A 17,011-nucleotide genomic window follows, 5' to 3' on the forward strand; every position below is an offset into this window, starting at 1 on the left:
AGAATGCTAAGCTACACACTGCTCGCCTTGCTCAAAACGCTTTTAGACAAGGTGTCCCCTCTCGAACAAAAATCAACAAGCAAAGATCAACAGACCCTAGTGTGGCAGAGTGCCACATTGACAGGCTTTGAAACTGTTCAATTACGCTATCGTTGTCAATCTGGGGTAAAATCTTTTTTCGACTAAGTGATAAGAAAGTGAGCCGAAAATAATGGTAAACAGCAAGCAAACAAAACCCGCATAGTAGTTACTATCGGAGTTAAAAAGGCCCTTGTCTGTCATTATTCGCATCAAGGGTAAGTGAAAAAGATAGATCCCGAAACTAATTTTACCTAAGTAAAGTAACCCTGAATAATGCATCGTTTGGGTCAGGAACTTAATTTTCGAGCAGCCAATAAACGCAATGATCAACAAGGAGAAAGTAAACGCTAGCATCGATCGGAATAAAACCGTGTGCTTTGCACTGTCCCAATAGTTCGGAGACCTGCCAAAGTTTTGATATAGATAGAGTAAAATAAGGGAACCAATCAATAAAGCCAGTGCTGGATTCGGCTGGAACAGTTTGCTTGAAACTCGCTCAATAGTCGTTAATTTGGCAACCATTACACCAAATGCAAAAGCATCTAAGGTGCCGATAAGTTGCGTTGATAAAATAAATTTGTAAATAGGGATGGCTTCTATCTCGGTAGCGATGATGTAACGCCATGTCCAAGATATGATGATCCAAAGTGCTAACGTCGGCCATATTTTTCGGCTGTCCCTTAAAAAAACGGCCGATAATGCCATTAAAACATAGAAAGAAGCTTCGACACCTAAGCTCCAATAAACGCCGTTAATGCTGCCATGAGTTTGGTAACTATAGGTGTGAATAAATGTTAAATGCGTGAATATATCCAGATAACCAGTTCTATTGAATAGCAACTCTGGCATTAGCAACAAAACAATTATTAATATGGAAAAATAATAGGCAGGAGCCAGACGTAAAAACCTTTTTCTGGCGAAATTTTTCCAGCACCATTCTTGGCTTCGAATGACAGACATGCCGATACAAAAACCGCTGAGAACAAAGAAAAGGTCAACTCCAATTCCCCCCATGTTAAAAAAGTTATGGAAGGGGTTTCCTGCAACTTCTGCAATATGGTAAAAAAAAACAGACAAGGCTGCTAAAGCCCTCAAAGCATCGAGGTTATCAATTCTATTCATTCGTTGTTTAGCGCCTTGTGATTAAGTGTGACGGCAAATTAAAATATAACTAAGCCATCACCTATTCACTCACCACCGGCTCCCAACCTGAAATAGCTTTGAATTGATTGGTATAAAAGTCAGCATCTTCTCGGTTATAAAGAATATGAGGTGTAATTAGCATTACCATTTCACTCATCTTTTGGCCTTCTGTCATATTTTGAAATAGTAAGCCAATACCCGGGATATCACCTAAAAGTGGTACCTTTTTGGTCTCTTTTATTTCAGATTTTCTGATTAACCCGCCCATATAAATAGTTTGTCCGCTCTCCACTGCCACTTTGGTTTGAATCGAGTTTCGGTTTATTGAGGGATTGGGACCAACAGCTGCGCCTTGCTCACTTACTTCTTGGGCTATATCTAGCTCAACAACACCGGATTCATTGATGGATGGTGTTATTTCTAGGGTCACCCCAACATCAATATAAGTATAAGACTTAGATACGCTGTCACCACCATTGGAGCTATCAACTTCACCGGTCTGAACTGATATTTGTGTACCAGCGTTGATCTTAGCGCTTTCTTGATCCATCGCTATCAGCCTTGGGTTAGATATTACTTTGCTATTACCTTTGGCTAATTTTGCGGTTAGGCTCGCATCCACATTGTTAAATACGCCAGCCAATCTCAGTTCATCACCATTAAATTGAATAGAGCGGTCGCCCCGTGTGATGTTAGTGCCCACTTTAAAGCTGGTACCAAATTCGAAATCGTCAGTTACCTCTACCGAAAGGATTAATGCTTCAAGTAACACCTGACGGGGACGGCGGTCAATCACTTCAAGCAGGTCTAATACGCGTTTGTAATCTTGGTATTTACCAACAAAAATAAGTGAGTTACGCGTATCATCTACCACAATGCGATAATTTTCACTAACAATGGCACCAGTGGCTGATTTGCCTTTGCTTGGCTCTTTGTAATCTGCGTTAATGCTCGATATGCTAAGACTAGCCTCACGTGCTGCGCCTGTTGCAGAGCGCTGACCGGTGGGAGCTTGCTCACTAGTATCGTTAGAAGATGAGCTGTTGTTGTCGCCAAATACTTGAGAAATAACGGGATATACATCCCCCGCACTAGTGTTTTTCATAAAGTAAGTGTAAATACCGTCGCTGCCACTTTGAGTTGGCAAGGGCTTGTCTAACTGGCGAACCCAAGATTGGGCATAGTTGAGCCATGGCTTGGTTGCCGAGGCGATGATAAAAGAGTTGTTACTCAACGGATATAAAATGACACCACGATTACCTTCATTAATGGTAACAGGAATACTGGCCGCTTTAAGTGCTTGAACTAAATCTGGAATAATATCTTCCACCGGAACATATGCCGGGCGAATGGTGGTTAAAAAAGCGCCTGAGGCCGCAGGCATATCTAACCGATCGAGCATTTCATATAACTTCTCAATCTCACTGCGTTTGGCTATTACCACTAATGAGTTGAGGTTTAGTTGCATCAAAACGGTACCCCCGCTGGGCGCTAATAGTTTTTGCGCAACCTGACTGGCCTCCGTTAGGGCTAAATAGTAGACCGGGACTATTTCCACAACTTTACCATAACGGAGTTTAGGGGCGAGGGTGTCATTAACAAATTCAGCGGCTCTACTTTCCGATTTTGAATTAGGAACCACATTAATAAAACCGTTGTTATCAAGTAGCGATACGCCATTCAGCTGCAAAACTTCTTCTACAAGTCCTAATAAACGGTCTGACGCAACAGGCTCATTCACCCGCAATGTCACTTTTGCCTTGCTTTCGGAAACGTCTGGGTCAACACCGTAGTTAAGGTTTAATACTTCCCCTAATGCCAAATTAACAAATGCAGGTAAAGACATTTGCTCGGCATTGATTGTTAATTCACCAGTGGGTAAAACTAAGCTGGCGGTATTCGACAACTGTTGCGAAGCCCGCAGTAAAGGCGCTGGCTTAATGATCTTACTTTGAGTGGCTGGGCTTGTTGTTGCTTGTTGTGCAGCAGCTTCCTGAGCTTCAAGTACCGTACTTTCAGTTGAAATATCGCGTTCCAATTCAATCGTTTTATTGATTGTTGGTGTTGTCGTCACGCAACCCCATAGTAGAGTCATGGGTAATAGAATATTACACGTTGTTTTAAACTTCATTTATTCAGGCACTTATTTCTACTTAATTGGGAATAGTCGAGTGAGTGTTGGCTCATCCGACCCGGTTTCTGTAACTGTTATCGAATTTTTATCGATGGTTTTTATTTGCATATCATTAGGCAGCTTATCCCCCTCACCATAGCCTTGGTGAAGTGGGGTGAGTCCAGGCCGTTCAATCCAAGCCATGTATCTACCTTGCTGCAACACTATGGCCCTTAAAAACCATTCACCAGCATTTTTTTGCTCAACTGGCTCAGTAATATTGTTGTTCTGAAGGTCTTCTCTTTGACCACTTTGGCGCCATTCTCGGTTACTTACAAATAAGTTAGCGGTTGGCTTAGTGTACTGACTGTTAGTGTATTTGGGCGGTAAATCATACTGCCTTGAGTTTGCTTGGTTGGTGTTGCTCAAGGTCTGGTAATCACTATAAACGACAAACAAAATCAGTGTAATACCGACTGAGTAAAGAATGCTGGAAATTAATTTACTGCTCACTGTAAAGCCTCTAGCCTGTTACTTTCACTTAGCAGGTTTTTTTCTGACATAGCTTTAAAAGCGTAGATATTAACAGATAATTCAAACTGTTCACTAGTCACTCGTCTAAATTCAGCTTGATCTATCACTAATAACTCGGGGCTGTGTCCAGCGACTTGATGCATAAAATCGATCAGGTTATCCGCATTGCCTTTTAGGACCCAGCGTGTTTCTATTTTTTCGCCAACCCAAGGTATCACCTTTGCGGGAACAAACCGGCGAGATGAGAAGGTTATTGCAAGAGGTTTGAATTTTTTTTCTAAAATCACCACTAAATTAGAGGTGGCTGAACCCTCTGAACGCCCTTGTAAGTAAGCTTTATCGCTCAAGGTAAGCCAGTTTTTATATTCGCCTAAGGACTTTTGCAGTTGCAACTGAGAATTAAGGAGACTTTTTTCTTTTGAACGTTGCAATTGCGCCTGAGATATTTCGTCTATGCTAGCTGAACGCCAATCCAATATGGGTTGAAAAAATAAAGCCCATAGGACAATGCAAAGTGATAAGAACAGCCCCCATTGTACAATAGGTTTGTCTAATTCGGCTTGTAGTTCATTGGTCGCGAGCGTTTGTTTTAGCGCTTCAAATGCCATGGGATCCTCGCTTCAAAATAAGCTCAAGAGAAAAGCGTTGTTTGTCTTCTTTTGTTTTGACGATATCGCTGATAAATTTTGCCGAGCTAACACTGTCCATCTTTTCGAGTGCTTCAAGCAAACCGTTGGTGCTTTGCGCTACGCCATCTAGCTCCATTTTATTATCTTTAAAAGCGATGCGAGATAATACCACGTTTTGTGGTAACTCTTTTGATAGTGAATCGAGAACATGGGTTAACTTTTGTTGTGAAGAAAACTCGGTAATGAGTGCGTCAACGCGCTTTTGGTAGATGGCTAGTTCACTGCGCTGGCGTTGTAGCTGTTGCAATTGTAAAGCATCGGATTCAACTCCTTGGTCTAAACTGGTTGTCTGCCAAAAAATTAAACCGAATGTTGCCAGTATCCATACCATCATTAAGGTAGCTAATCCTGACCACAAGGTGCGGAGCCCCCAAGGAGAGGATATATCAATGGCATTTTCTTTTTGGGCCGCTTTTAACCAATTGAAATCGGGTGTTGTTTTCTTGGAATCAGACAGCGGAAGATCAATGTAGTCAAGGGCTGAAATTTCATCATAATAAACACTATCTATCCCATTGCTTTGGCTTAGCCAGCTTAAAAAGCGGCGCTGTTGATGATGTTGGCTTAGATTCCATATATTCGCCGCTGGGCCATCATTTTGGCGCAGGGCGGCAAACAAGGTCTCGCCATCTTTCCAACACAATAGTGTGCCCGGTTTTAGGCACCCTAACTTGAAGGCCATTTCAGGAATCATGTGGGTAGCCGATTCAAGCTCAAAATGAGACCAAATCCAAACCTTAACAGACCATTTTTGCTCCCCTTTGTGGGTTAAGAAATACTTCCCGTAAACAGGCCAAGGCGAAACTTGCCGTAAATCATTATCAACACATTCTTCAAGTTCAGCTTTTGATACATACTCTCTATCGTATGACAGCTCTCTATAGAGCGCTTTAGACTGAGGAATGAGCACTATTACACGATCTAATGGTTTTAATAGTGTCGGGAGGTTGTCTATTTGCCCATGCTCCCCTAGGCGACATATGTATGTAGATTGAAGTGAAAATTTCATTAGTTAAAATCTATCCTGCTTAGGGAAATTCCAGATTCGTTTTTCATATAAATAATGGCTTGCAGAGAGCATTTTATAGCTGCCTTTGGCGCGATAGCCCTTATAGCTGAAATTGACAATAAAATTTGGACTAGGTGAAAATTCTAACCCTTCACCGTACATGCCGTAACCCCTAAAAATAGGTTTTAGCTCGTCCCATTTATTACGTGCCCTTAGTTCTTTTATACGATCCAATTCATTTAAATTTAAACTTAAGGTTGCGGTCAGTACCTGTTCAGGCATGGCTGCATAGTTCATCCAGCCGGGGCCGGATACTAGTAAGTAATCTTTGATTGGCAGAGTGCCATCTTGTTTACCATTAAAATAATCTGGTTTCATACTGGGCAACTCTAATAACTCGTCTTCGCTACGAAATGGTAGATTTCTAGCAGACAGAGGTAATTGCACTGGTATGGTTCGCAGCGGAGACTGCCATGCAAAGGCTTCGTTTGTAATATCAGTAGCTTGCTCACTATAACCTAGGTTATTAAGTAAGCGCACCACGGTTTTAGATGATGCGTGTAAAATATTAATTAGTCCTGCTTCATCTTGTACTTTAACTTCAACATCATTACTTAACACATAGGGTTCGCTATAAATAGGAAGGTTAGTATTACCTAACGTTATTGAACCCGGCGAAAAATGGCCTGATATTAACGTTAATAGTACCCGTTGTTCTGCATTATGGATTTGTATTTCTGCTTGCCATTGTTTTTTATATTCAATAGCTTGGTCTAGATATCCATTTGATTTTTGAGTTAGCGTTAGCGCCATTATGGTTAAAATAGCTAAAATAACTAAGGTTAGAGGTAACACCGCGCCTGACATCTTATTCATGACGAAGTCCCTGGAATGTAAGCTGGTTCCAATACATTCGAGTGATGGTTTAGTGTGAAAACCCATTCAAAAATCTGACTGTTTTGGTCAATGAATCGTATTTTTACCCGCCGAGGTATACTTTCTTCGTATTCACTTTCAAATTTGCTCAACCAAGCAGGCTGATCACGGTAATAGGCTTGTTTGCCTTGAGGAATGCTCGATATTGAGTCATTAAATGGGGCGTGAATATCGCCTTCGTAGCTGAACTCAATGGATTTCAAATTAGTGAGTAAAGGAAACCAGTCTACCTCTGCCATGTAAAGCCCCCGCTGTGGATCTGCGCCAAGCTTTTCACGGTATCTGAGCTGCCATTGTTCATCAACTCGCTTAATCTGTAGCTCTATTGCGGCGACTTTTCCTGGACCTTGAAAAATCGGAGCCGAGGATAAAAAACGCATGTTTTCGTTGTCGCCATAGAAAAAGGGTGATGATTGTGAAGAGCCCGAGCGAAACCGAGCCGCGACAGACTGTTCAAACGCAAGTCTTAGCCACTGTTCTCGATAAAGTACCCTTGATTCAGATTCGCCACTATGCAAGCTTCGCGTCCAGTTTAACCTGCCTTGCTCAAAGGCGAGTAATGCTAGTCCCATCACGGCAGAAAAGATAGATAAAGCAACGAGCATTTCAATTAAGGTAAAACCTTTATGCTGCTTCATACTTCCCACCCGAGTAATTCAAACTGAAAAGACCAAGCTGCAACTTTAGTATCATTAGGGCTAATCTCTACACTGATATTGTACAGTCGGACGGGGCGGTTACGATCAAGTGCAAGCATGTCTAGTCGAGTAGGAATTTCTGGCGTGATGGCTTGAGCACGCCAACTATAAGTGACATCGCCTAACTCACCATTGCCTTGTTGGGTGGAATATGGATTAACAAACTTAAGGCTGTTGTAAATGTTTCTTTCAATCGATACTCGCTGATTACTCTGGATGGCCCGGTTGGTGGCTAAATCTGATTGATTAAACAAGGGCAACAATGCTGACAAAAGTGCAACCAGTACTACGCTTGCAACGAGTACCTCGATTAATGTAAAACCCTTCTGCTTCATAATTTGGAAAGTTCTATCTGGCCATCAAGACGAGAAATTGAAAGTTGCCAATGCGTTTTTTGGTCAATTTTAAAAATAATATTCCCCCCCGTTGTCACATGGTGAGGACGATACACTATGTCTGTAGGAACACTTACTTGCCAGTTAGTTTGATTGACCTCTTTAAGCTGAGCAGTCATAAATGCCTCATTCACCGCAATTGCATGGCCATCTTTCAGCTCTTTTTTTACCGCTTTAAAACTATTTAGCCACACTTTTTCTATCGCTTGACGCTGTTGCATTTGTTCAAGCTGGTTCCATAATCTCGGCACGGCGATACTGGCAATAAGGCCAAGTAATGCCATGACCACTAGCAGCTCTATTAAGGTGAAGCCTCGCTTACAGCTTTGCTTGGATTGAAGCTTAATAGTGCTACTAGGCATCATATCTATTTAAAACAGCCCTACGTCTTGGTCTTCGCCTTCGCCACCTTTCGTGCCATCACGACCGAGTGAATAAAGAGCGAAATCACCATTTGTTTTAAGCTCATAAATATAGGGCTTATTCCAAGGGTCTACTGGTACTTCTTTAGTAAGGTAAGGACCGTTCCAACCGCGAGTACCGTTTGGGGATACCATCAATGCAGCCAAGCCTTGCTCGGTTGTTGGTGCTTCACCGACATCAAGGCGGTAAGTATTCAAAGCTGAGGTCAGTAGTTCTACTTGCGCTACCGCTACTTTTGTTTTTGAGCCACCTACTTGTTGAAATAAGCGCGGCCCAACTAAGCCAGCCAGTAAAGAGATCAAAACTAAAACCACTAACATTTCGATCAGGGTAAAACCTTTTGTATTGCGTTTCATATATTACTTAACCTTTAAAAAGAAATTTCATTAACAGAAATAATACCGGAAATAATAACCACCATAATGGAGCCAATTAAACCACCCATTATCACGATAACCGCAGGCTCTAATAAGGTAATCACACGGTGTAAGCCTAATTTCAGGCGGCGCTCGTAAAGGGTATTTATTTCACCGAAACTTTGACCTAAATTAGCGCCAGATTCACCTGTGTTGATCATCTGTAGCACCATGTCTGGAAATACTTTTAATTGTGCCATTGCCGTTGACAATGAACTACCTTGTTTCACCATTACCACGGCATCATCTAAGCGTTTTTTTAACGAAGCACTGGCGAGGCTTTCGGCCGAAAGCTCAACCCCGCGAACTAGCTCAACGCCAGAATCAAGCAACCTTTGCATACTACTGGAAAATTGCACAATATCCCATGCTAGTAGTAAACGTTTGGTGATGGGCAATACGGCTAACAACGAAAATAGTTTGGCTTGCAATGCCCCTCGATGGTGTGCGTACCAAAGTAGTGCAATACTAATAAATAAAGACAGAATTATAAAATCGAAATTGTTGTTAACCCAATCAGAAACTGCAATTAAACTGGCCAAAGCGGTATCGCCACCGCCACCTTCAACCATGCTTTTAAAATTAGGGAGTACATAAGAAAAAAGGAACAACATAATAGCAAAGCTGATAAAAAGTAAAAAAGCGGGATAAGTTAATGCGCTGCGCATTTCACTTAATAAATTTTCTTCTCGCTCAACGCGCTCAGCAACGCTATACAAGGCGTTGGGTAAATCACCATTGGCCTCACCTAATCGCAGCATTGGCGGGACATACTGCGGAAATACATGAGGTAAGGTTTCCATTGCATCCGATAGTGAAAGGCCATTTTCTAAACTGGCAAGTACCATTGTCCATGCTTTCCTTAGTACTTTGCTTTCGGCAACTTTTGATAGTGAAGATACTGCTTTGTCTAAAGGCATGCCGCTGGATCTTAAACTTGCTAACTCGCGTAATGCGGTCAGCAATGCTTCACGTGATACCGTTAGTGGGATGCGCGAGAGGCCACGTTTGATAACTAAAACATTGAGGCCTCTATCATCAAGCACCTGCTGTGCATGCGCTTTTGATTTAGCTTGCACCCAGCCATCAATTAAGCTGGTGTCCTTTTGTCTCGCCACATATTCAAAGTACATTTAGCCCACCACTCGCATAATCTCATCAAGGCTGGTTTCACCCAGTGCGGCTCGTAATAATGCATCTTGTCGTAGGGTTCGCATATTTTGCTGCTTAGCGTATGCAGTTAAGCTGCTACTTTCAATCTCAAAATCGCCGTGGCGACTATCAATAACTAAAAGCTCAAAAATAGCTAATCGGCCTTGATATCCAGTATGATTACAATGATCGCAGCCTACGGCTCGTTTGAATAAATCTTGTTCGGCGCACAATTGTGGCCATTGCGACTTAACGCTCTGCCAGCCAATATCATTCGCTCTTTGGGTTTCAGCTTCACAGCTTTCACTACAATGTGAGCACAACCGACGCACTAAGCGTTGCGCCATTATCCCAACCACAGTGGACTTAATTAAATAGTCTGGAATGCCCATGTCTTTTAGGCGAATAAAGCTGCTCGGCGCGTTATTGGTGTGTAAGGTAGACAATACAAAATGACCAGTAAGAGCTGATTGCACTGCTATTTGTGCGGTTTCTTTATCGCGCATTTCACCAATTAAAATAATGTCAGGATCTTGACGCAAAGCCGAACGCAGTACCGTTGAAAAATGTAGACCAATATCACTATTTACTTGAATCTGGGTTAAACCAGGCATTTGATATTCGACCGGATCTTCCACCGTAATGATCTTAGTGTCTATATCGTTTAGTTTACTCAGCAAAGTGTAAAGAGAAGTGGTTTTACCACTGCCCGTTGGACCAGTGACCAGAAAAATACCTTCTTTTTTCTCGGTTAACTTGTACATGGCAGTCATGTGATCAGGAAACATTGCTAACTCTTTGTGCTGATTAGCACTTTGCTGCTCGTTTACTAACAAACGCATTACCACGTTTTCACCATAAACCGTGGGGGTCGTAGCGACACGTATATCAATATTTTTACCGGAAAGTTTAACCCTAATACGGCCATCTAGTGGTAGGCGTTTTTCTGAAATATCTAAACCAGCCATTAGCTTCACCCGTGAAATGACAGCGGCATGTAATGCTAAACTAGGTCTGTCTACTTCCTGTAACACACCATCGATCCTGATGCGAACTCGAAAGACACCACGAAAAACCTCAAAGTGAATATCGGACGCTTTTGCATCAACGGCTTGTTGAATAACGCTATTGACTAGTTTAATGATGGGGGCTGAGCTGGATTCTTCACCCGAACTTATATCCTGCTTTTCATGGTCGGGGTTTTCTAAGGTTTGTGCTAGTTTGCGGAATTCATAATGGGAAGTCAGCACTACTTGATACTCAAAGCCAAGTTCTTGGCGTACCGATTCCGCAACAAACTCATCAAACAGGTTTTCTTTTGCAACAAATAGGGTGTTCTTTTTTAGGAATAAAGGAAAAGCTTCGTTTTTTAACCACCAAGTAAAAGGTAGGTCAGTGCTAACAGGCCTAACCAAGTCAATATCATCTTCACCCATCTGTGCAAGTACGGTATCTAGCAGAGGTAAAGTGAGTTGCTGAGATAAAGCTTGCAATACTTCAGCCTCAGAGCAAATACCTGACGCAATTAAAATTTCACCCGTTAACCTTTTAAAACCTTCATTTTTTTGAGTCTGCAATGTGTCGTCGAGCTCAGCTTCTGTGATCACATTCAACTGAATCAGAATCTCACCAATATACTTCATGCTGCCCATTAAAGAATCCTTATTTGAACGCGCATCTTAACAGAAAACCACTCCAGTAGGAGTGGTTTGATAGAGTTTAGATAGGTAAATTAGCTACAAAACATCGGAAAATAGAGGCTTAAGCCGTTTGAATACGTAGTAACCAAATATCATAAATAGTAGCGATACGACAGAATAAATAGTCCAACTGCCCCAGCTGTCAAAAAGACCAAAAATTGCAGCGTTGCGCAACGCTTCAACCGGAATTGTTAACGGGTTAAATTGCAATATTGGTTGTATGAGAGCGGGGGCGTTATCGAGTGAAAAAAAGATCGTACTAGTGAAGAGTAATACTGTTATGAAAGAAATCATAAATTGCTCTATGTCACGAATAAATACGCCAAGCGCTGCAGTTAGCCAAGAGGCTCCAAGTAAAAAGAATGCCAATGGTAGTAATAACAAAGGTACCAATAGCAACTGCCATTGCATTGCAATATTGTGGTAGAGCATAAACGTAAACAATACGACAAAACCGATTGCCAGCTGGATACCCGATGCAACCAAGGTTACCCAAGGTAAAATCTCCAAAGGAAACTTTACCTTTTTAACCAAATTAACATTATTCATAATAAGAGAAACAGAGCGAGAAAACACTTCCGCTAGCCAGCCGTGTAACAGTAGGCCAGCAAATAGTAAGGTGGCAAAGTCTACTTCTACCGCACCTTCTGGCACGCCCCATTTAGATTTAAAAATATACTTAAAGACAAAAGTGTATATCGCTAACATTAATAGAGGGTTTAAAAAGCTCCAAAACACGCCCAAAATTGAGCCTTTATATTTTGTGGCGATTTCTCTTTTTGCCATTGCCCAAATTAAGGTTCGGTGTTTAATTGGTGCGGCTACAATATTGAGCATTTATTTACCCCATTGCTGATAACTACCATCTTGCACTGCCCGCCACCAAGGTTCATTATTTAAATACCAGTCAATGGTTTTTTCAATTCCCGTGGCAAAGGTTTCAACGGGTTGATAGCCTAGCTCGGCGTTTATTTTATCTGTTGCTACGGCATAGCGGCGGTCGTGGCCTGCGCGATCGGTCACATAGGTAATTAATGACTTACTTGAGCGGCCATTAGCTGCAGGAGCAAGTGGGAATTGTTGTTTTAGAGCAGAGTTTTGTGCAAAACGCTGGTCAACCAATTCACATAATAAATTGACAATATCAATATTTGCCCACTCATTGACTCCGCCGATGTTATAGGTTTCACCGACCTTGCCCTGCTTGATAACTAAATCAATGCCACGGCAATGGTCTTCAACATATAGCCAGTCGCGGATTTGTTGTCCGTCGCCGTAAATGGGTAAGGCTTTGTTATCTAATATATTGGTTAAACATAATGGGATCAGCTTTTCAGGGAAGTGATAGAAACCGTAGTTATTCGAGCAATTACTCGTGCTCACTTGCAAACCGTAGGTTTCGTAATAAGCACGCACAAAGTGATCCGATGCCGCCTTACTAGCTGAATAAGGTGAGTTAGGTGCATAGGGTGTTGTTTCCGTAAATGGTGGATCGTTCGGCGCTAAGGTACCATAGACTTCATCGGTACTTACGTGATGAAAGCGGTGAGGCAGTGGGTTTGCAGGGTCAGCAAGCCAAACATTTTTCGCCGCCTTGAGTAGCGCGTGGGTGCCATTGATGTTGGTTTCTAAGAAAGCGTCCGGTCCGCTGATTGATCTGTCAACATGGGATTCAGCGGCAAAGTGTACTAGCGTATCAATGTTCTCCTCACGCAATAGATACTCGACCAATTCTTGACTGTTGATGCTGCCTTTAACAAAGCGAAACCTTGGATTATTGTTCAGTGAACTCAGGTTTTGTGGGTTGCCTGCATAAGTGAGAGAGTCTAGTACTACAACATAATCTTTGTCATATTTAGAAAGCCAATAATGGGCGAAGTTGGCGCCAATAAAACCGGCTCCACCTGTAATTAAAATTCGGTTCATTGTTTACTCACTGCATTTATATAATTGGTATTACGCTGGGATGCTAAGCACACCCCATCAACGAATTGACTATTAATTAAACTTTGGTGCGTCAGAGAATAAAAGACCAGCTTTATCTTTAGGAGACAACTCAGGCTCAGCCCCTGATAGTAGTGGCCAATCAATCGCAATGGTTGGATCATTCCAAAGTAGCGACACTTCACTTTCTGGATGATAATAATCAGTGCATTTATATACAAATTCGGCGCTATCAGACAGCACATAAAAACCATGGGCAAAACCTACGGGTAGCCAAAGTTGATGTTTGTTTTCGGCCGACAAAATCACACCTACCGAAGCGCCAAAGGTGGCAGAGTCTTGACGCATATCCACCGCCACGTCGAACACCTGTCCAGCTACTACGCGCACTAACTTGCCTTGGGTGTGTTTGGTTTGGTAATGCAAGCCACGTAAAATGCCTTGTTTGGACTTACTATGATTGTCTTGCACGAAGTTGACTGGTGCTACTTCTCTCTGAAATCGCTCTAATTGAAATGTTTCCATAAAAAAACCGCGTTCATCGCCGTAAACTGTAGGCGCCAGAATTTTTACATCATTAATTGCGGTATTAATAATCTGCATCGCGAAAACCTTGCCCTTCTATTATTGAAAGTAAATATTGGCCATAACCACTTTTAATGAGCGGTTGCGCTAATTCGGTTAGCTGGGCTGCATTAATATAGCCCATGCGGTAGGCTGCTTCTTCAGGGCAGGCTACCTTGAGCCCTTGGCGCTTTTCAATTACGCGAATAAAATTGGCGGCATCGAGTAGCGAGTCATGGGTGCCAGTGTCAAGCCAAGCGGTACCGCGGCCGAGTTGTTCGACATTTAAAGTCCCCGCTTGTAAATAAAGGTTGTTTATATCGGTAATTTCTAACTCACCACGATGTGATGGTGTGATTTGTTTAGCATACTCAACAACTTTATTGTCATAAAAGTATAACCCGGTGACAGCATACTTAGATTTAGGCTGGGCGGGCTTTTCTTCTATACTTAGGGCTTTGCCATTAGCGTCAAAATCAACCACTCCGTAGCGTTCAGGGTCTTGCACATAATAGCCAAAGACAGTTGCACCTTGCTCACGTTTAGCGGCTCGCTGTAAGGTGTCTGCCAGTCCATGACCATAGAAAATATTATCTCCTAACACTAAACAAACGCTGTCATCACCAATAAATTGTTCACCAATGATAAAAGCCTGAGCTAAGCCATCTGGGCTGGGTTGCTCAGCAAATGATAGATTTAGTCCCCACTGTTTCCCCGTGCCAAATAATGCCTGATATAACGGGCGATCATGAGGTGTAGAAATAATCAACACATCCCTAATTCCAGATAGCATTAGGGTAGTGAGTGGATAATAAATCATGGGTTTGTCGTAAACGGGGAGCAGCTGCTTGTTCGATGCAAGGGTGACGGGGTGAAGGCGTGTGCCACTGCCGCCAGCTAAGATAATACCTTTCATAGTTACCTACTACATAGTTACAAAATAAGTGGCTAAAAAATTAGACACCCAAATAAACACCCAAAGCAGTCACTAAGCGAATGTAAATAGTGTGCTAAATTTGTCCAGAGAGGAGCGAGTTAAATTAAGAGGGGCGATTTTAGCGTGTCATTACTGTGATTAAAAGGGCAGGCGTTGTTTATCATCATTTACTTGGCACAACTGAGCTTCATTATTATCATCAGGTCGCTGTATTAGCCCACACTCTGGACAGTGATATGGCTTGTTTTTAAGTGCATAGCTCTAATTGTAATCGATTGAATCACTTAGTGTTACTGACCTCGTGCCAAGTAAATAAAAACTTATTTGTCAAATGAAGGGCATTGCACTTGTGTAACTATTTGACAAATTAATTAACTTATTATGATCATGTTTGCTTTTGCTGTTTATTTACGGCTTATTTTAAGTTTTTGTTTTTATATGGTTTTTGTAAAGTTGTCAGATGGGGGCTCTGATGCTCCTTGAAAACCAGAAAGTGACTAGCTGCTTGAAAAATAATCTATTTATGAGTAAGTTGTCGATAAATTAAGCCTTGACACCGAGATTTAAGCGATCTGCGTTGTGTTTTATTGAAGTTTAACCGAATTTTTGTATTCTTCGTTTGACAGTCAGGCTATTTAGCATAAAAATAACGTGGCGCGCTTTGGTGCGAATTCAGTTTGATGATATTTTTTTATCATTAGCTAGATTTTGATGCAATTTGCATCAAGGTAAAATAAAGCAATTAGAGCAATGCTTTATTGCTAGGATCCAAAAAAAAATTTTTTTTTAAAAGGAAATAAACAATGTTTCAAAAGAAACTGATTGCTGCAGCAATCCTTGCAGGCTTTAGCGCTGCACCAGCAATGGCTGACGTTAGCGTTGAATCTATGACACCAGCTACATCTACTTTACTTGCGACAGTAACTAAAGCTCCAGTACTAGCATTGACAACTGCACAACAACTTCTTGTTGTTGGTATCCCTGCCAATGAACTACTACTAGACGGCGCTTTAACTGTTGAAATTAAAGGTGAAGCAACGTTTAACGATGGTGACGTGCGTAAATTCCTTACTCTAAACGGTGGTAGCTATGCTGTTGGTCTTGGTGCAGTTGGTGCACTAAGCTACGCTCAAGCTGATGTTGAAGCACAATTTGACACAGACACAGATGGTACTGCTACTTGGTTAAAATACACAATTGACCAAGATGGTAAGCGTTTACGTCTATATTCTAAACAAGATAACACTGCTGTAAGCTTTGGTTTCAAGTTTGCTGAAGCTAACCAAATCTTCAACGTTGCATATGGCTTCTCAAGCGATATTAAACTGATGGTTGGTGCACTTAAGAATGCTTCTTACACATCTGACCCAGTAACAACTTCTGCTATCTTTAGCCCTGTTAAATTGTTCAAGCTAACAAAAGCTTCTACTCCAGAAGATATTGCACAAGTTGCAGAAGGCTTCTTAAAGCTTAAAAATGATGCTGACAACAAGATCACTTACGATGCACTAAAAGTTGAAAACTTAACTACTAACCAGCTTATTCAAAAGAATAAAGTTAAGGTTACTATTGAAGGTGACTTTACTGGCGCTAAAGTAAGTGCAACTGGTGAGCTACAAGATAACACTGGTGCTGGTCTAGGCTGGCAGCTAGCGAACGGTAAGGCAACTAAGGTTCTTGATACTTCAGGTACTCTAGAAGGTCAAGCTGGTATCCCTACTGCAGACGTAACTGGCTTCATGCTAGCGTTTAACGGTACTGATGCAATTGAAGCGTCTAAGTACAAAGCGACTGCAACAATTCTAGGTAGCGACAACGCAACGTTTGAAGATTTTACTGCTGAATTAGCTGATATCTTCATCGTTAACCGTGACGGTATGCGTTTTGACACTATCACTACTGGTACAACATCTTCTAACCTAATCTACATCCGTGACATCTCTAAGAAGTTACCAGCTGTAGGTGGTAAGATTTTCGTAACAGTAACTGAATACGCTCCACACGACGTAAACGGTAAAGGCGAAGGTACTGACTTAGTAGTACGTAAAGCGCTATCTACTATGCTACCAAGCGGTGGTGCAGTAACACTTGATCCTAAACTAATCCAAGAAGACCTAGGTGTAACAGTTACCGCTGGTCGTCAAGCTCGCTTCCTATTCGAAGTTGAGACTAATCAAGGTGAAGTTGCGATTAAGAAACAAGTATCTGGCGTGGGTGTTGACATCCAAAACGGTACTAAAGGTGTTGCTGGTGTAGTTGTAGATTTCACTCTTTAAT

The 17,011-nt window shown here is 41.8% G+C and carries 17 protein-coding genes; 1 reads left to right on the forward strand and 16 read right to left on the reverse strand.

Annotation, left to right across the window (positions count from 1 at the left end):
- Nucleotides 1-141: 141 nt before the first annotated feature.
- The 16 genes from K1M91_RS16365 to rfbA form a co-directional block, all read right to left on the reverse strand.
- Nucleotides 142-1,203, reverse strand: a complete 1,062-nt coding sequence (locus tag K1M91_RS16365) for an acyltransferase (protein WP_232803338.1) — start codon at nt 1,201-1,203, stop codon at nt 142-144.
- 61 nt (nt 1,204-1,264) lie between these two features.
- Nucleotides 1,265-3,355 carry a secretin N-terminal domain-containing protein gene (locus K1M91_RS16370; RefSeq protein ID WP_232803339.1) on the reverse strand — a complete coding sequence of 697 codons (2,091 nt, stop codon included), beginning with the start codon at nt 3,353-3,355 and terminating at the stop codon, nt 1,265-1,267.
- 18 nt (nt 3,356-3,373) lie between these two features.
- Entirely contained in the window at nt 3,374-3,850 is a 477-nt protein-coding gene (locus tag K1M91_RS16375; protein ID WP_232803340.1) for a hypothetical protein, read from the reverse strand.
- Complete coding sequence (locus K1M91_RS16380; RefSeq protein WP_232803341.1) at nt 3,847-4,479, reverse strand: hypothetical protein; 633 nt, start codon at nt 4,477-4,479, stop codon at nt 3,847-3,849. The genes K1M91_RS16375 and K1M91_RS16380 overlap by 4 nt, the downstream gene beginning before the upstream one ends.
- Nucleotides 4,469-5,569, reverse strand: a complete 1,101-nt coding sequence (locus K1M91_RS16385; protein WP_232803342.1) for a PilN domain-containing protein — start codon at nt 5,567-5,569, stop codon at nt 4,469-4,471. Before K1M91_RS16385 ends, K1M91_RS16380 begins: the two co-directional genes overlap by 11 nt.
- Before the next feature lie 3 nt (nt 5,570-5,572).
- Entirely contained in the window at nt 5,573-6,445 is an 873-nt protein-coding gene (locus tag K1M91_RS16390) for a hypothetical protein (protein WP_232803343.1), read from the reverse strand.
- Nucleotides 6,442-7,143 carry a prepilin-type N-terminal cleavage/methylation domain-containing protein gene (locus K1M91_RS16395; protein WP_232803344.1) on the reverse strand — a complete coding sequence of 234 codons (702 nt, stop codon included), beginning with the start codon at nt 7,141-7,143 and terminating at the stop codon, nt 6,442-6,444. The genes K1M91_RS16390 and K1M91_RS16395 overlap by 4 nt, the downstream gene beginning before the upstream one ends.
- The gene (locus K1M91_RS16400; RefSeq protein WP_232803345.1) at nt 7,140-7,538 is read right to left on the reverse strand and encodes a prepilin-type N-terminal cleavage/methylation domain-containing protein; all 399 of its coding nucleotides are present in this window, start codon (nt 7,536-7,538) and stop codon (nt 7,140-7,142) included. Before K1M91_RS16400 ends, K1M91_RS16395 begins: the two co-directional genes overlap by 4 nt.
- On the reverse strand, nt 7,535-7,963 hold the full coding sequence (locus K1M91_RS16405; protein WP_232803346.1) for a prepilin-type N-terminal cleavage/methylation domain-containing protein: 429 nt from the start codon (nt 7,961-7,963) through the stop codon (nt 7,535-7,537). Before K1M91_RS16405 ends, K1M91_RS16400 begins: the two co-directional genes overlap by 4 nt.
- A 6-nt stretch (nt 7,964-7,969) precedes the next feature.
- Complete coding sequence (gene gspG, locus K1M91_RS16410) at nt 7,970-8,377, reverse strand: type II secretion system major pseudopilin GspG (protein ID WP_232803347.1); 408 nt, start codon at nt 8,375-8,377, stop codon at nt 7,970-7,972.
- Between the two features lie 14 nt (nt 8,378-8,391).
- A complete protein-coding gene (locus tag K1M91_RS16415; protein WP_232803348.1) occupies nt 8,392-9,570 on the reverse strand; it encodes a type II secretion system F family protein in 1,179 nt (392 codons plus the stop codon).
- Nucleotides 9,571-11,241: a type II/IV secretion system protein gene (locus K1M91_RS16420; protein ID WP_232803349.1), complete on the reverse strand. Its 1,671-nt coding sequence runs from the start codon at nt 11,239-11,241 to the stop codon at nt 9,571-9,573. It lies immediately after the preceding gene.
- Nucleotides 11,242-11,325: 84 nt separating this feature from the next.
- Complete coding sequence (locus K1M91_RS16425; protein ID WP_232803350.1) at nt 11,326-12,126, reverse strand: ABC transporter permease; 801 nt, start codon at nt 12,124-12,126, stop codon at nt 11,326-11,328.
- The gene (rfbB, locus tag K1M91_RS16430; protein ID WP_232803351.1) at nt 12,127-13,215 is read right to left on the reverse strand and encodes a dTDP-glucose 4,6-dehydratase; all 1,089 of its coding nucleotides are present in this window, start codon (nt 13,213-13,215) and stop codon (nt 12,127-12,129) included. It lies immediately after the preceding gene.
- 72 nt (nt 13,216-13,287) lie between these two features.
- Nucleotides 13,288-13,836: a dTDP-4-dehydrorhamnose 3,5-epimerase gene (gene rfbC / locus K1M91_RS16435; RefSeq protein ID WP_232803352.1), complete on the reverse strand. Its 549-nt coding sequence runs from the start codon at nt 13,834-13,836 to the stop codon at nt 13,288-13,290.
- Nucleotides 13,823-14,713 carry a glucose-1-phosphate thymidylyltransferase RfbA gene (rfbA, locus tag K1M91_RS16440; protein ID WP_232803353.1) on the reverse strand — a complete coding sequence of 297 codons (891 nt, stop codon included), beginning with the start codon at nt 14,711-14,713 and terminating at the stop codon, nt 13,823-13,825. Before rfbA ends, rfbC begins: the two co-directional genes overlap by 14 nt.
- Nucleotides 14,714-15,537: 824 nt before the next feature.
- On the opposite strand from rfbA, the gene K1M91_RS16445 reads away from it, so the two are divergent.
- Nucleotides 15,538-17,010 (forward strand): hypothetical protein, encoded by a 1,473-nt coding sequence (locus tag K1M91_RS16445; RefSeq protein ID WP_232803354.1) that lies wholly within the window; start codon nt 15,538-15,540, stop codon nt 17,008-17,010.
- Nucleotide 17,011: the final 1 nt, after the last annotated feature.

It is taken from the genome of Motilimonas sp. E26 (assembly GCF_021278025.1).
Lineage (GTDB): Bacteria > Pseudomonadota > Gammaproteobacteria > Enterobacterales > CBDFNC01 > Motilimonas.

Coding starts and splice junctions, on each gene's coding strand:
- K1M91_RS16420 (WP_232803349.1), bottom strand. CDS start 11,241: ATGGGCAGCATGAAGTATATTGGTGAGATTCTGATTCAGTTGAATGTG.
- rfbC (WP_232803352.1), bottom strand. CDS start 13,836: ATGCAGATTATTAATACCGCAATTAATGATGTAAAAATTCTGGCGCCT.
- rfbB (WP_232803351.1), bottom strand. CDS start 13,215: ATGAACCGAATTTTAATTACAGGTGGAGCCGGTTTTATTGGCGCCAAC.
- K1M91_RS16385 (WP_232803342.1), bottom strand. CDS start 5,569: ATGAAATTTTCACTTCAATCTACATACATATGTCGCCTAGGGGAGCAT.
- gspG (WP_232803347.1), bottom strand. CDS start 8,377: ATGAAACGCAATACAAAAGGTTTTACCCTGATCGAAATGTTAGTGGTT.
- K1M91_RS16415 (WP_232803348.1), bottom strand. CDS start 9,570: ATGTACTTTGAATATGTGGCGAGACAAAAGGACACCAGCTTAATTGAT.
- K1M91_RS16405 (WP_232803346.1), bottom strand. CDS start 7,963: ATGATGCCTAGTAGCACTATTAAGCTTCAATCCAAGCAAAGCTGTAAG.
- K1M91_RS16365 (WP_232803338.1), bottom strand. CDS start 1,203: ATGAATAGAATTGATAACCTCGATGCTTTGAGGGCTTTAGCAGCCTTG.
- K1M91_RS16400 (WP_232803345.1), bottom strand. CDS start 7,538: ATGAAGCAGAAGGGTTTTACATTAATCGAGGTACTCGTTGCAAGCGTA.
- rfbA (WP_232803353.1), bottom strand. CDS start 14,713: ATGAAAGGTATTATCTTAGCTGGCGGCAGTGGCACACGCCTTCACCCC.
- K1M91_RS16395 (WP_232803344.1), bottom strand. CDS start 7,143: ATGAAGCAGCATAAAGGTTTTACCTTAATTGAAATGCTCGTTGCTTTA.
- K1M91_RS16425 (WP_232803350.1), bottom strand. CDS start 12,126: ATGCTCAATATTGTAGCCGCACCAATTAAACACCGAACCTTAATTTGG.
- K1M91_RS16445 (WP_232803354.1), top strand. CDS start 15,538: ATGTTTCAAAAGAAACTGATTGCTGCAGCAATCCTTGCAGGCTTTAGC.
- K1M91_RS16370 (WP_232803339.1), bottom strand. CDS start 3,355: ATGAAGTTTAAAACAACGTGTAATATTCTATTACCCATGACTCTACTA.
- K1M91_RS16390 (WP_232803343.1), bottom strand. CDS start 6,445: ATGAATAAGATGTCAGGCGCGGTGTTACCTCTAACCTTAGTTATTTTA.
- K1M91_RS16380 (WP_232803341.1), bottom strand. CDS start 4,479: ATGGCATTTGAAGCGCTAAAACAAACGCTCGCGACCAATGAACTACAA.